This is a genomic window from Chitinophaga cymbidii (genome assembly GCF_007992715.1).
Classification (GTDB): Bacteria; Bacteroidota; Bacteroidia; order Chitinophagales; family Chitinophagaceae; genus Chitinophaga; species Chitinophaga cymbidii.
Genome location: NZ_BKAU01000005.1, coordinates 489,757 through 502,535 on the forward strand (window position 1 = coordinate 489,757; position 12,779 = coordinate 502,535).

The 12,779-nt window shown below is 52.4% G+C and carries 15 protein-coding genes and 1 tRNA gene; 12 read left to right on the forward strand and 4 right to left on the reverse strand.

Annotated features, from left to right (window positions below; all coding sequences use genetic code 11):
- Window position 1: 1 nt before the first annotated feature.
- The 10 genes from CCY01nite_RS20610 (at window position 2) to CCY01nite_RS20655 (ending at window position 7,108) form a co-directional block, all read left to right on the forward strand.
- Complete coding sequence (locus CCY01nite_RS20610) at window positions 2–1,855, forward strand: heparinase II/III domain-containing protein (RefSeq protein WP_146865754.1); 1,854 nt, start codon at window positions 2–4, stop codon at window positions 1,853–1,855.
- Window positions 1,852–3,789, forward strand: coding sequence for a heparinase II/III domain-containing protein (locus tag CCY01nite_RS20615; RefSeq protein WP_146865756.1), 1,938 nt, complete (start codon window positions 1,852–1,854; stop codon window positions 3,787–3,789). The genes CCY01nite_RS20610 and CCY01nite_RS20615 overlap by 4 nt, the downstream gene beginning before the upstream one ends.
- Before the next feature lie 2 nt (window positions 3,790–3,791).
- Window positions 3,792–4,244: a hypothetical protein gene (locus tag CCY01nite_RS20620; protein ID WP_146865758.1), complete on the forward strand. Its 453-nt coding sequence runs from the start codon at window positions 3,792–3,794 to the stop codon at window positions 4,242–4,244.
- A gap of 16 nt (window positions 4,245–4,260) precedes the next feature.
- A complete protein-coding gene (gene rpiA / locus CCY01nite_RS20625; protein WP_146865765.1) occupies window positions 4,261–4,953 on the forward strand; it encodes a ribose-5-phosphate isomerase RpiA in 693 nt (230 codons plus the stop codon).
- Window positions 4,950–5,237 (forward strand): Rdx family protein, encoded by a 288-nt coding sequence (locus CCY01nite_RS20630; protein ID WP_146865767.1) that lies wholly within the window; start codon window positions 4,950–4,952, stop codon window positions 5,235–5,237. The genes rpiA and CCY01nite_RS20630 overlap by 4 nt, the downstream gene beginning before the upstream one ends.
- A gap of 38 nt (window positions 5,238–5,275) precedes the next feature.
- Window positions 5,276–5,464 carry a GldL-related protein gene (locus CCY01nite_RS20635; protein WP_146865769.1) on the forward strand — a complete coding sequence of 63 codons (189 nt, stop codon included), beginning with the start codon at window positions 5,276–5,278 and terminating at the stop codon, window positions 5,462–5,464.
- 69 nt (window positions 5,465–5,533) lie between these two features.
- Window positions 5,534–6,346, forward strand: a complete 813-nt coding sequence (locus tag CCY01nite_RS20640) for a 2,3,4,5-tetrahydropyridine-2,6-dicarboxylate N-succinyltransferase (RefSeq protein ID WP_146865772.1) — start codon at window positions 5,534–5,536, stop codon at window positions 6,344–6,346.
- Between the two features lie 72 nt (window positions 6,347–6,418).
- Window positions 6,419–6,505: transfer RNA gene (locus CCY01nite_RS20645), tRNA-Leu, on the forward strand.
- A gap of 88 nt (window positions 6,506–6,593) precedes the next feature.
- Entirely contained in the window at window positions 6,594–6,848 is a 255-nt protein-coding gene (locus CCY01nite_RS20650) for a type II toxin-antitoxin system Phd/YefM family antitoxin (RefSeq protein WP_146865774.1), read from the forward strand.
- Window positions 6,849–6,850: 2 nt separating this feature from the next.
- On the forward strand, window positions 6,851–7,108 hold the full coding sequence (locus CCY01nite_RS20655) for a Txe/YoeB family addiction module toxin (protein WP_146865776.1): 258 nt from the start codon (window positions 6,851–6,853) through the stop codon (window positions 7,106–7,108).
- Window positions 7,109–7,251: 143 nt separating this feature from the next.
- On the opposite strand, the gene CCY01nite_RS20660 is transcribed toward CCY01nite_RS20655, so the two are convergent.
- Together CCY01nite_RS20660 and CCY01nite_RS20665 are read right to left on the reverse strand one after the other, a co-directional pair.
- Window positions 7,252–7,503 (reverse strand): hypothetical protein, encoded by a 252-nt coding sequence (locus CCY01nite_RS20660; protein WP_146865778.1) that lies wholly within the window; start codon window positions 7,501–7,503, stop codon window positions 7,252–7,254.
- Between the two features lie 49 nt (window positions 7,504–7,552).
- On the reverse strand, window positions 7,553–8,107 hold the full coding sequence (locus tag CCY01nite_RS20665; protein ID WP_146865780.1) for an RNA polymerase sigma factor: 555 nt from the start codon (window positions 8,105–8,107) through the stop codon (window positions 7,553–7,555).
- Between the two features lie 648 nt (window positions 8,108–8,755).
- On the opposite strand from CCY01nite_RS20665, the gene CCY01nite_RS20670 reads away from it, so the two are divergent.
- Window positions 8,756–9,601, forward strand: coding sequence for a dienelactone hydrolase family protein (locus tag CCY01nite_RS20670; RefSeq protein WP_246129991.1), 846 nt, complete (start codon window positions 8,756–8,758; stop codon window positions 9,599–9,601).
- Window positions 9,602–9,611: 10 nt separating this feature from the next.
- A complete protein-coding gene (locus CCY01nite_RS20675; RefSeq protein WP_146865782.1) occupies window positions 9,612–10,124 on the forward strand; it encodes a class I SAM-dependent methyltransferase in 513 nt (170 codons plus the stop codon).
- A gap of 58 nt (window positions 10,125–10,182) precedes the next feature.
- On the opposite strand, the gene CCY01nite_RS20680 is transcribed toward CCY01nite_RS20675, so the two are convergent.
- Together CCY01nite_RS20680 and CCY01nite_RS20685 are read right to left on the reverse strand one after the other, a co-directional pair.
- Window positions 10,183–11,334: a TlpA disulfide reductase family protein gene (locus CCY01nite_RS20680; protein WP_146865784.1), complete on the reverse strand. Its 1,152-nt coding sequence runs from the start codon at window positions 11,332–11,334 to the stop codon at window positions 10,183–10,185.
- A gap of 6 nt (window positions 11,335–11,340) precedes the next feature.
- Entirely contained in the window at window positions 11,341–12,753 is a 1,413-nt protein-coding gene (locus tag CCY01nite_RS20685) for a RagB/SusD family nutrient uptake outer membrane protein (protein ID WP_146865786.1), read from the reverse strand.
- Between the last annotated feature and the right edge of the window lie 26 nt (window positions 12,754–12,779).

Consider the following 12,779-nt stretch of genomic DNA (forward strand, 5'->3'; position numbering starts at 1 on the left):
CATGCGCTACTTTTTTTTATCGCTCCTTATCCTGTGCACGACCGCTTCATCCGGACAGGAACCGCTGCTGGCCGGCCTCCGCAAAGAACATCCGCGGCTGATCGCCACAACGGATGATTTCAAAAGGATCGCCGCCGCGAAAGAAACGGATGATTATATGAAAACCGCGTATGCAAAACTGTATGCGCAGGGCGAAGAGCTGCTGAAAGCTCCACCGTCCATTTACGTGATCCCCGACGGCAAACGCCTGCTGGCTACCAGCAGAAGGGTAGTGGACCGCGTAGCCACCCTCGCGCTGCTGTACAATGTTTCCGGCGAAGAACGTTTTGCCGCGCGCGCCTGGAATGAGCTGCTGGCCGCCTCGCAGTTCCCGGACTGGAATCCTACGCACTTCCTGGATGTGGGGGAGATGACGTATGCGTTTGCGATCGGGTACGACTGGCTTTTTCATTATCTCGATAAAGACCGGCGGAAGATCATCCGCTCCGCGATCATCGAAAAAGGATTATCACATGCGCTGCTGGCTTACCAGGGCTTGGCTACCCGGGAAACCAGCTGGTGGCCCAAAGTGCCGCATAACTGGAACCAGGTGTGTAACGGCGGCATTGGCGTGGGCGCACTGGCTATTGCGGATGAAGAGCCGAAGCTGGCGAATGAAATATTGAAATATGTGGTGGAATACCTCCCGCTGGCCATGCATCATTTTGCGCCGGACGGCGCCTGGAATGAAGGGCCCGGCTACTGGAACTACGCCACCCGCTACAACGTGGCGATCATCGCCGCCATGCAAAGCGCGCTGGGAAAGGATTTTGGCCTTTCAGCCATAGAAGGCTTTTCCAAAACCGGCCTGTTCCCCTTATATCTGAACAGTCCCATTAACCGCTCTTTCAATTATGCGGATGGCGGTGACAGCCCCATCAAGGGCGCACAGCTATACTGGTTCGCCAAACGGTTTAACCAGCCGGAAGTTGCGCAATACCTGCACAGTTTCCAGGTGGCCGATCCTTTTGCATTGCTCTGGTATGATGCCGCCCTGCTGCGATCAGCGCCGCAACTGCCGCCGGACGGATATTTTCGTATAGCCGAGGTTGCTTCCATGCGCAGCCGGTGGAACGATCCCGATGCTACATTTATATCTTTCAAAGCCGGGGATAACAAGGCCAATCACAGTCACCTCGACCTCGGCAGCTTCATCCTCGACGCACAGGGCGAGCGTTGGGTGGTAGACCTCGGGGCGGATAACTATAACATGCCCGGATATTTCAATTCCGCCAAAGGCGGCAAACGCTGGGAGTATTACCGCAACCGCGCGGAAGCGCACAATACAGTGTTGATCAACCCCGGTAAGGAAGAAGATCAGGACCCGCGCGCCGAAGCGAAGATCACAGCATTCAAAAGCCGGAACGACGCGGCTTACGCCGTCATGGACCTCACGCCTGCTTATGCAACGCAGGCCACATCCGTGAAGCGCGGCATTGCGCTGCTGAAGAAAACCGGCGCGGTGATCATACAGGATGAGATCGCCAGCGCCCGGCCTTCCGATATTTACTGGTTCGCACATACGAAAGCGGAGGTGTCGCTCGGCCGCAATAAAAGAACCGCTACGTTCTCGCAAAACGGGAAGCAATATACCGCCACCTTGCTGGCGCCCGCCGGCGCGGCTTTCAGCGTGATGCCGGCCACGCCGCTGCCATCTTCCCCCGATCCGGAGGAAGACAATCCGAACAAAGGCATTTCCAAACTGACCGTGCATCTGCCGGCGGCAGCAACAGCGCGGATTGTGGTGGCATTTCATGCCGGCGGCAAAGTACAGGACAGTCCATTTACACAACCACTCGAAAAATGGGAAAAATGACAAGAATATTTTTACTGGCCTGCCTGCTGCTGGCAGGTTATGCGCCCGTAAACGCACAGCAGCAGAACCTGCTCAGCGGCAGGTTCACGCCCGCGCAACTGGCCGGAGTACTGGTGCCGCAGGCGGAATGGAAACCTTTTCCGCGCGCGGGAGATCAGGCCGGATGGGCCAAAGCCGATCCTGAAACCATAAAGGCCATTGTACGACGAGCGGAAGGATTTTTGAAATTCAACTGGCCCGGCATTCCCGCCGTCAAATCCATGCTCATCGCGCGCACTGGCAACAGGAGCGAATACGAACACATCAGCTTTCAAAAGCGGCAGGTGCTGGGTGTGCTGATCATCGCGGAAGCATACGAGAACAAAGGCCGTTTCACAGACCAGATCATCAACGGCATATGGTCCATCTGCGAGGAATCTTTTTGGGGCGCTTCGGCACATCTGCCTAAAGGGAAGGAGTACGGCGGACTGGTGGATGTGTCCGCCCCATTTGTAGACCTCTTCGCGGCGGAAACAGCTACTTATCTCGCCTGGGCGGATTACCTGCTGGGCGATCAGCTGGACGCGGTATCGCCACAGGTGCGGAAGCGTATCTATTACGAAACGAACCGCCGCATTTTTCAGCCGCTGATGACGAAACGCCACGGCTGGATGGCCGCCAACGCCGCCGGGCGCCGCCCTAACAACTGGAATCCCTGGATCTGCTCCAACTGGCTCAACGCCTTGCTGCTGCTGGAAAAGAACGATACGCTGCGCGTGGCGGGCATCAACAAAATGCTGCATGTGCTGGATGCGTTCCTGAACCCGCATCCGCTGGACGGCGGCTGCGATGAGGGGCCGGGCTACTGGGGGGCTGCCGCCGCATCGCTGTACGATAACCTGTCCCTGCTCAACCTCGCCAGCAACAACGCCTTTGATTATGCGTACAAGGACGAGAAAGTGCGCAACATGGGTCAGTTCATCTACAAGGCGCAGATCAGCGAACAGTATTTCATCAACTTCGCGGACGCCTCGCCCAAACCGGGCATGGCCGGAAGCATGATCTACCGCTACGGCAAAGCCATACAGGACCCCGCCATGATGAAGTTCGGCGCTTACTACCTGAAGAACGACGACAAGGCGAACCTCGGCAGGTTCCACTTTTTCCGCAATTTCTTCTCCATGTTCATGCAGGATGAATTTAACAGCGCGGAAAAAGGACTGCCATATCCCGCGGATACCTGGTGGCCGGACTTGCAGGTGATGGCCTCGCGCGATAAAGCGGGCAGCACCGGCGGTTTCTTTGTGGCCGCAAAAGGCGGTAACAACGATGAAAGCCATAATCATAACGACATCGGCAACTACGTGGTGTATTACAATGGCCTGCCCCTGCTGATCGATATCGGCAGCGGCACTTATACGGAAAAGACCTTCAGCTCCAGGCGGTATGATATCTGGTACAACTGCTCCGATTTTCATAACGTTCCTACCGTGAACGGGCACACGCAGCCGCCCGGCGCACGGTTCAAGGCAACGGCCGTTGCTTACCGCTCCGGCCGCTCCTTCAGCGAAATGACCATGGACATTGCCCCGTCATACCCCGCTGATGCGGGTATCAGCAAATGGCAGCGGCAGGTGCGGCTGAACAAGGGAAAGAACGTGGTGGTGGAAGATATGTTCGAGCTGAAAAAGAACGAAGGGATCACGCAGCATTTGATGACCTGCTATCCCGCGGAGCCCGTGAAACCCGGCGTACTGGTGATCCATTACAAGTCGAAAGACTTTTATGTGCATTATCCCGAAACGCTGACCGTAGCAGTGGAAAAAGTGCCGCTGGTGGCCGCGGAAGACGAAGGCATCCGCCGGAACTGGGGTGATAATATTTACCGCATCAATTTCCAAAGCAATGGCGGCAAGCTGAAGGACAAAATGACTTTTACGATCGCGGAGCAATAATTGTGGAAATCCTTTCCGGCTGCATCTCTACAGGCATGAAGCTGGTAAAAGGGAAGAACAATTATTTTATTATGCTCACGGCCTTCTGGCTGCTGGCCATCACCGCGGTCTGCATAACCATCGCCTACACCATGCGGTACGACCGGCCGAAGTGGCGGAGCGTGAAAGCGGTAATGTCCTGGCACCCGGCGCTGCGTTGCCCTCCCCGGAGTTATGCCCATATCAGCCTGACCGGAAATGAAATAACGGACGCGATAAAGCTCGATATGGCAAGGACAGGCATGCGCAGGATTTTAATGGAAATGGATACCATCCACGGTATCCATTTCCATTTTGGTGACAGTGCCCGCTACAAAACGCTCATACGGGTGATGGACATGCTCCGGCAGGAGAAAGCGGAAAGTTATCTGCAGGACAGTGACGGCATCCGTTTCCTGTATGTATCAGAGGAATGACCTAAATTAGCACATCATGTCATCATCCACCGAACAGGAAAAAAAGAACGCCGCCCGCGAAGCCGTGAAGCTGATCCGCGATCACCAGGTAGTGGGCCTGGGCACCGGCTCTACGGCAGTGCTGGCCATTCACGAGATCGGTGAAAGAGTACGGCAGGGGCTTGTGATACAGGGCGTGCCTACGTCCAACAGCACGGCGGCGCTGGCCCGGGAGCTGTCCATTCCCCTGGTGGATATCAATTCCGTGGCGCACATCGACATTACCATAGACGGCGCGGACGAATTCACGAAGGAGCTGCATCTTATCAAAGGCGGCGGTGGAGCTTTGCTCCGGGAGAAGATCGTGGCGGTGAAGACCTTGCAGGAGGTGATCATCGCGGATGCCTCGAAATACGTGGAGCGGCTTGGCAGATTCAGGTTGCCGGTGGAAGTGATACCCTTTGCCTCGGGGTACGTGTTGCATGAGCTGGAAAAGCTCAACGGCAAGGGGGAGGTGAGGGGAGCGCCTTTTGTGACGGATGAAGGCAATTATATCATCGATGTGGATTTTAAAACGATCGAAGATCCGGTGCGGCTGTCTGCCCGGCTGAAAAATATCACCGGCGTTGTGGAACATGGCCTGTTCACCGGTCTGGCTGAAAGAGTGCTGATGGGAACGGGGGACAAGGTGCAGGTTTTCTTAAAACAGAACAGTACATTTACAGCATGAAACCAGTTATCACTATCTCATATTGCCCGAAATGCGGCTGGCTGCTGCGCGCCGCTTACATGGCGCAGGAGCTGCTCACTACTTTTGAAGAAGACCTCGCCGGCGTTACCCTGCAACCCGCTGAAATTGCCGGCAGCTACCAGATAAGGGTAGGGGAAGACATTGTATTTGACCGGAAAAGGGAAGGTCATTTTCTGGAGATCAAGGAAGTGAAGCAACTGGTGCGCGACAAGGTCAACCCCGGCAAGAGCCTCGGGCATGCGGACCGGAAGCCTGCGCAGTAATACTGTTATTTTGTATCCTGAACCAATAATTTCTACTTATGAAACTCTCACAGTCTCTTGCTTTACTGGCATTCGCGTTTATTGTTAGCGCCCTTTTCAAGATCATGCACTGGCCGCATAGCGATACGGTGATGGTGGTGGCTTTTGTGCTGGAAGCGGTAGCCGTCGTGCTATTGATCGCAAAGCTTGCCACGCATCCCAAAGTGAAGGAATTTTTAAACCGGTAGGAAGCGGCCGGCGCTTTTGATTACCTAACTCTCCCCGATTGTATTATTTTTGCCGGAAATATTTAGACAATGGATGTACAGCAACAAATACAGGCCGCCTGGAACGACCGGAGCCTGTTACAGCAAACGCAATATTCCGATGCGGTAAAGGCCGTGATAGAAGCCGTGGACAAAGGCAAACTGCGTGTGGCCGAGCCGGCGGAGAACGGATGGAAGGTAAATGAATGGGTGAAGCAGGCGATCCTGATGTATTTTACGATTCAGCCGATGGAAACGATGGAGCTGCCTCCTTTCGAGTTCCATGATAAAATGAAGCTCAAAACCAACTATAAAGAACTGGGTGTTCGCGTGGTGCCGCATGCCGTGGCCCGTTACGGCGCTTATATCTCTAAAGGCGTTATCCTCATGCCGTCTTATGTAAATATCGGTGCATATGTGGATGAAGGCACCATGGTAGATACCTGGGCAACGGTAGGCTCCTGCGCGCAGATCGGCAAAAACGTGCACCTGAGCGGCGGTGTTGGCATCGGCGGCGTACTGGAACCCCTGCAGGCAAGTCCCGTTATCATTGAAGACGGCGTGTTCGTAGGCTCCCGCTGTATTGTAGTAGAAGGTGTGCATGTGGAAAAAGAAGCGGTACTGGGCGCCAACGTGGTGCTGACCCAATCCACCAAGATCATCGACGTGAGCGGTCCCGAGCCTGTAGAGTACAAGGGCCGCGTACCCGCCCGCAGCGTGGTGATCCCCGGCACTTATACAAAGAAATTCCCGGCAGGGGAGTACCAGGTTTCCTGCGCGCTGATCATCGGCCAGCGTAAAGCCAGCACAGACCTGAAAACCAGCCTGAACGACACGCTTCGCGAGTTCAATATTGCTGTTTAACAGTAAAAAAATTCAGTGCGGAAATTTGGAAATAATTGAAAAGTACTTACTTTTGCACTCCCTAACACGGTTGCCCAGATGGCGAAATTGGTAGACGCACTGTGTTCAGGTCGCAGCGCCCGCAAGGGTGTGCTGGTTCGAATCCAGTTCTGGGCACCAAACGCCTTGTAAATGAATAATTTACAAGGCGTTTTTATTTTGGGAACTTTGGTTATTTGTACGTATTTTTGTACTTAAATAAGTACTTATGAGAGTAGTTAATTATTCCGAATTTCGTAATAACCTCACTGAAAACCTGAACGCAGTAAATGAGGATAGAGAAATCGTTGTGGTTTCCAGAAATCAGGGTAAAAATGTGGTGGTAATGGATCTGGATGAATATAATTCTATCCAGGAAACATTACATCTGACCAGCACCAAAGCTAACAGGAAAAGGCTGGAAGAGGCAATAGCAGAAATGAATAAGGGGAAATCCGTTAAACATAAACTTATTGAAAAATAAGCATGGAGCTGGTCTGGCAGACGAACGCATGGGAAGATTATCTTTATTGGCAGGAACAGGACAAAAAAATCCTTCAGCGCGTTAATGACCTTATTAAAGATACTTTACGCTCTCCCTTTAAAGGGATTGGAAAACCGGAACCCTTGAAGGGAGATCTTTCCGGCTTCTGGAGCCGCCGCATAACTGATGAACACAGGCTGGTATACGCCGTCAAAGACAAGCGGCTGCATATTATTCAATGCAGATTTCATTATCACTAGGTAACTAACAATGGTTTTAGATGCCAAAGCAATTTTAAATCTGCAAAACCAGTTCGAAAATTGTTTACTAAGAGATGCCAAACGCCTTGTAAATGAAAAGTTTACAAGGCGTTTTTTATTTCGGGAGTTTTAATTATGAATATTCACAACCCAGGCCAGAACACGCCGGGAGGCGGAATAGGGCGTTTGTCATGAGATCGCTGTTCTTCCATTTCATGCTCAGGCAATGGCGCAATAGAAGGCTGTGAAATTTGCGCCATACAAAATCCAACTATCATGGCAGCATTAAAAAGCAGTACGCTTAAAACTGTCACCACCGCTGCCCATTGAGCCTGTGCAGTAGTGGAATTATCTTCAGGGATTTCTTTATAAAAGTATCCGGCATTCTTTTTCATAAATAAGTATTTGTTTTTAGTTAGTTAATAAGCACATTTAGTGAATGGCTTATATACATTGTTCTTCCCAAAATTTGCGGACTGCCTGTCGGGCCAGGTATACCTGGGTTTTGACGATGTCGGATGTTAAACCCATGCGGGCGGCAATCCCGGCATACTTTTCTCCCTCTACGATAGCACAAAAGATCTCGCGCCAGCGTATGGGGTGAATGGCATTTTCCGCTGCGCTGCGAAGTTTAAGCATATCCTTGTACGTTGGGATATCTTCAAAGTCAGTCGCAGTCAGCGCATCCCCCGCGTCGAGGAGGTACCGCTCTAACTTTTTCTTATTTGCCCGCATACTTTCCTGGTAATCCAGCCAGGAATTCCGAACCATCTTCAGCAAATAAGCCCTGGCATTCCTGAATTCCTGAAAATCTTGCTGGTGGCATAGCTCATAAAGTTTTATATAAAAATCCTGCAAGAAATCTTCCTTATCAGCTTTGTTGCCGCGAAACAATTTGCCCGCATAATCTTTGATATCCTTGTTGAAATTTTTATAGAGCCTGTCAAAATATCTACCCCCTTCGTTGTCTCCATGGCCAGTGAAATGGTTTTGAAGCATAAATTCTTTCTGATAGTTAATGTATCCATTAATGATCTCGATTAAGTTTTCATGTATAATTTGTGTACGAAGTCTATTTAGATAAATCGGAGAATCTATAATATAATGACGGAAAATAATTGATAAGGTAACAATCAAAAGGGGAAAATTATTTTCGTTGAGGGGTATCCGGTAGTATAAGTGGTGAATGCGCCAAAATCAGACCTGACACAGGTTACAGCGCATGGGGGTACGTTTGCGGCAACATGCCGCACCGGGATTAGCCACGTATGGAATACGGGAAAGTAATTGACGCGAACAAACCGGAGCGTCAATAGGGATTTTCTTTAATTGATAAAAAAACTTGCAGGATGAAATTCACCCTGCTATGTGGTAAGACTGGATTTCTATGCGTTTAGGGTGAGTTGTTTCAAATATATTTGATTTCGTTAACATCATGTTAACTCCCGGCTCCATTTCTCCCGGCGGGCCAATTCAGCGTCATTCACTTCATCCGGTACAAACGAACCCAACCTCACCTCACCATCCGGAACATAACTCGCGACAATCACACCGGATGCTAACACCATGGAATCCGTCAAATTATAAGGGTGTTTTTCATTATCAATGGAAATCCCGACATTTATCGCTCAAATGAAGCATCTATATATGAAAACGCAAACCTTATTGTGTACGGTCATGCTGGCAGCCGTGATAGGATCTACGGCCTGCAATAACCGGACAGCTTCCACGGAAACTGCCACGGATTCAACAACGGCAGCATCCGCCATCAAACTGAAGGAAGCAACTGTTACTTACAAGGACGACACCGCTACGCTGATCGGGTATGTGGTATACAACGAAGCCAGCGAACAGCCGCGGCCGGGCGTGCTGGTGGTGCCGGAATGGTGGGGACTGGACGATTATACCCGCAGCCGCGCAAGGCAACTGGCGGAACTGGGATACATTGCATTGGCGGTAGACATGTACGGCAATGGCAGGCATGCCGCCACGCCGGACGAAGCGGGTAAGACCGCCGGTGCGTTCTATACCAATGCCGCACTTATTAAATCCCGCATGGCTGCTGCGCTGGCCGAGATCAAAACTTTTTCCCAAACCGATACTTCCCGAATCGCCGCCATCGGCTACTGCTTTGGCGGCGCTATGGTGCTGAACGCAGCCAAAATGGGCCTGCCGTTCAATGGCGTGGTGAGCTTCCATGGCAGCCTCGCAGGCGTTACGCCGGACAAGGACCTGCTCAAATCCAAAATATTGGTGTGCCACGGCGGGGCGGACAAATTCATTTCTCCCGAAGAAGAAGCGCAGTTCAAAAAGGGACTTGATTCTATCGGCGCCGACTATACGTTTAAATCATACCCCGGCGCCCTGCATGCCTTCAGCAATCCTGCCGCTACAGCAACCGGGAAGAAGTTCAATCTGCCCATTGCTTACAATGCCGCGGCGGACAGCGCTTCCTGGCAGGACATGAAAGCATTTTTCGGAAAGATATTCTGATCTGTACTTTATGACCATTGAAGAAGCCCGCAGCCTGATCGCACCCGCCACCCTGTTGCCTGACCCGGCGCAGCAATGGGCGGACCTGGGCTGCGGAAGCGGAATATTCAGCTATGCGCTTGCCTCGATGTTGCCGTCTGGCAGCAGTATTGTTTGTGTTGATAAGGACCGGCAGCACATCGATCCTGTTTATAAAAAGGTTTCGTTGCAATTCCGGCAGGCGGACATTGAACGGACCAGTTTTGAGGCGGGCTCATTGTCCGGTTTGCTGATCGCGAATGCGCTTCACTATGTAAAAGATCAGCCGGCATTTATTGAAAGAACGATGGGCTTGCTTGCTGAACGGGCATCCTGGATCATTATCGAATACGACAGTGATGTGCCCAACCCGTGGGTGCCGTACCCGGTGTCTTTTAACAGCCTTAAAAAGCTGTTTGATGGCTACGGGACTGTGCGGAAGCTGAACGAACGGCCTTCTGTGTATGGCCGCGCAAATTTATATGCATGCCAGGTGAATAGCTGAATGCAAAAATGGCCGCTTCGGAAAGGGAAGCGGCCATTTTTCTATGTTTAACCTGCGGTTATTTTATCTTCTCCCGGATCTGGTCCAGCGTCACATTCTCCGCCACCACAATTCCTTTTGCATCGAGCAGGAACATGGCGGGAATGGCTTTCACCTGGTAAGCGTCCGCAAGGTCCTGACGGTCCAGGTAGCTGTGCCAGGGAAAGTTTTCTTCTTTGTCGGCTTTCATCCAGTCGGCATCTTTCTTATCGATAGATACACTAATGATTTCCACGTCCTTGCTGTTCTCCGCATAAAATGCTTTCAGCGCAGGCACGGCTTTGCGGCAGGGCCCGCACCAGGAGGCCCAGAAATCAACTACTACATATTTCTTCCCTTTCGCGATGGATGCGAAGGATACATCAGCAAACGTCAGTGAAGGAGCTTGCTGGCCGATATAGCTTTTCGGATAGAGGTCCGCGTGCACCACCTGGCCGTAATAGCTTTCTTTCGCTTCTTTGGAGAACTGTTCGAAAAGCGGCTTTTGTTCCGGTGTGAAATAGCTGAAGTTGGTGAGCATGAGGAACGGCCCCCACCAGGTATCCTTGTTGGCGGTGATCAGGGCGGTGATGGAATCGCCTACGGTCTTGAAAAATGCATGTTCTTCTTTTTCGAACTGTTTCCATGCATCTGAAGCCATGATCTCTTTCTGCCGGGCGGTATCCTTTGCGTTGCGGGCTGCGCTCAGCTCGTCGGTAACGGCTTTGCCGCGTTCATGATAGGCTTCGTACAGTGTGTTCAGGCGGCCGCGCAGGGAGGATTTTTCTTCATACGCCGTATGCGAGGGGCTGCCTTTCACCTGGATGCCGGTGAAGGAGCGGCCTTTGCCGTCTTTGGCGGGCGTTGCTTTGCCGGTTACGCTGATCTCCGCGTTTTCCACCATCAGGTTAAAGCCGCTGTAGCCGCCGTCGGCGATCTTCACGAAGAAGTAGCGCGGGCCGTCTACGCTGCCGGTAAAGGTGAACCGGCCGGATTTTACGGTGGCGGAGGCAACGGGTTTTTCTTCCTTGTGAGTACCGGAAGGGACCAGTTCCATCACGGTGCCGTCCGGCAGTTCGCTGAAATGCCCGGTGATGGTGTATTTCCCTTTATCCTGGAAAGATGAAAATATCACGGCGAGCGCCAGAACGGCCGCGGTGAAGAAGCTTTTACTGAGCAGTGTTTTTCTCATGATGGGTTATTGATTTACGTTTTGATGAATGGTTCCGTTGCCGGGATTGTTGATGGCGCCTTGCGGGAAGGGCATCGTCCACATATGCGATCCTGGCGCCAGCGACAGGGCGTTTCCGTTCTCGGTTTTCGTGAGGGTACGCGCGTATTGCGGTTCTTTGTTGAACCGCCGCATGTCCCCGAACGCTACGATGGAAAAGAGCGTGCCGCTTTCCTTGGTGCGGCGGATGTAGCCGATGGCTTCATCTGTGGTGGCCGCGGAAAGCGGGGTGTATTGCGCCGGCAGGATGCGTTTTACGCGAACGGCGTTCAGGGCCTGCATGGCGCCGGGCCAATCTTCTTGCCGTGCCAGGCATTCCGCCTTGATGAGGTACACCTCGGAGGTGGTGATGCCGCCATCGTTAAAGCGGCCGGTCATAATGCTGTAGTAATAAGTATCCGTTCCAATGGTGCGCAGCTTCCAGCGGCTGAGAAAGCTGGCGTCGCCGGCCTCGAAACGTGCAGCGCGGTCGGTGCGGATGTTGTATTCCCTTTTGCTGTAGGTAGCATCTTCATGTCCGAAGATATAATTTTCCACGAAATCATACGCGCGCGGTGAAGGCAGGCTGGGATATACGCCCGGCTCGTCGATCTGGGCTTTGTAGCTGTTGTAATAGGCCACCCAGTCGAAGAGTTGATCGTTTTGCGCGAGGGCGTCGTTGGCGGAGGCGAGGGCTTTGTCGTAGTCGCCCATCTGAAGATAAACTCTTGCCAGGAAAGCGTGCGCCGCGCCTTTGGAGCCGTGCAGAATGGTGGCGCCTTCCAGGGGCAGGTCGGGCAAAGCTTCCGTGACGTTGCGGATGATGTAATCGTACATTTCCTGGATGGTCACCTGCTGGTAGGGCGCCCCGATGTCCGCGCTTTCGATGAGCGGAACAGAGAGCTTGGTGGCGGCGCTGGAAGCCTCGTAGGTATCCGCGTAATAATTCACGAGCAGGAAGTAGTGCATGGCGCGGCCCAGTTTGGCTTGTGCTACCAGCATCTTCCGCTCCGCATCCGTAGCTTCGGTAGCTTCCGGCGCGTACTGCACAAGGAGGTTATAGTTGGAAATGGCGGCGTAGGCGGTGTAGTAGGCGGACTCGTCGCTGTTATTGTAAGTGATCCTGTTTTCACCTTCCTGCCACATATAATTGGCCTTGCTGAGGGGGTTGAAGTTCAGTGCCTCCGTCCGCTCGAAGCGGTCGTTAAGCAGGTATATCGCCTGCAAATGCGGGTAGCGGTGGTTGCCATACTCGTCGCGCACCAGCGCTTCAAAGTCCGCCAGCGTGGTGGGCATTTTGCGGCCTTTCGGCACAATGTCGAGATACTTGCTGCAGCCGCTCGTCAGCGCCATACCCAGTACCAGGGCGATGTATATGTTTAATCTGATAATTCGTTTCATTGCCTTTTTCTTTTTTAAAGGTTCGA

What these genes read in the sequence shown, in the direction of transcription:
- CCY01nite_RS20610 (WP_146865754.1), top strand. Translation starts at nt 2, where the DNA reads ATGCGCTACTTTTTTTTATCGCTCCTTATCCTGTGCACGACCGCTTCA.
- CCY01nite_RS20615 (WP_146865756.1), top strand. Translation starts at nt 1,852, where the DNA reads ATGACAAGAATATTTTTACTGGCCTGCCTGCTGCTGGCAGGTTATGCG.
- rpiA (WP_146865765.1), top strand. Translation starts at nt 4,261, where the DNA reads ATGTCATCATCCACCGAACAGGAAAAAAAGAACGCCGCCCGCGAAGCC.
- CCY01nite_RS20630 (WP_146865767.1), top strand. Translation starts at nt 4,950, where the DNA reads ATGAAACCAGTTATCACTATCTCATATTGCCCGAAATGCGGCTGGCTG.
- CCY01nite_RS20635 (WP_146865769.1), top strand. Translation starts at nt 5,276, where the DNA reads ATGAAACTCTCACAGTCTCTTGCTTTACTGGCATTCGCGTTTATTGTT.
- CCY01nite_RS20640 (WP_146865772.1), top strand. Translation starts at nt 5,534, where the DNA reads ATGGATGTACAGCAACAAATACAGGCCGCCTGGAACGACCGGAGCCTG.
- CCY01nite_RS20650 (WP_146865774.1), top strand. Translation starts at nt 6,594, where the DNA reads ATGAGAGTAGTTAATTATTCCGAATTTCGTAATAACCTCACTGAAAAC.
- CCY01nite_RS20655 (WP_146865776.1), top strand. Translation starts at nt 6,851, where the DNA reads ATGGAGCTGGTCTGGCAGACGAACGCATGGGAAGATTATCTTTATTGG.
- CCY01nite_RS20660 (WP_146865778.1), bottom strand. Translation starts at nt 7,503, where the DNA reads ATGAAAAAGAATGCCGGATACTTTTATAAAGAAATCCCTGAAGATAAT.
- CCY01nite_RS20665 (WP_146865780.1), bottom strand. Translation starts at nt 8,107, where the DNA reads ATGCTTCAAAACCATTTCACTGGCCATGGAGACAACGAAGGGGGTAGA.
- CCY01nite_RS20670 (WP_246129991.1), top strand. Translation starts at nt 8,756, where the DNA reads ATGAAAACGCAAACCTTATTGTGTACGGTCATGCTGGCAGCCGTGATA.
- CCY01nite_RS20675 (WP_146865782.1), top strand. Translation starts at nt 9,612, where the DNA reads ATGACCATTGAAGAAGCCCGCAGCCTGATCGCACCCGCCACCCTGTTG.
- CCY01nite_RS20680 (WP_146865784.1), bottom strand. Translation starts at nt 11,334, where the DNA reads ATGAGAAAAACACTGCTCAGTAAAAGCTTCTTCACCGCGGCCGTTCTG.
- CCY01nite_RS20685 (WP_146865786.1), bottom strand. Translation starts at nt 12,753, where the DNA reads ATGAAACGAATTATCAGATTAAACATATACATCGCCCTGGTACTGGGT.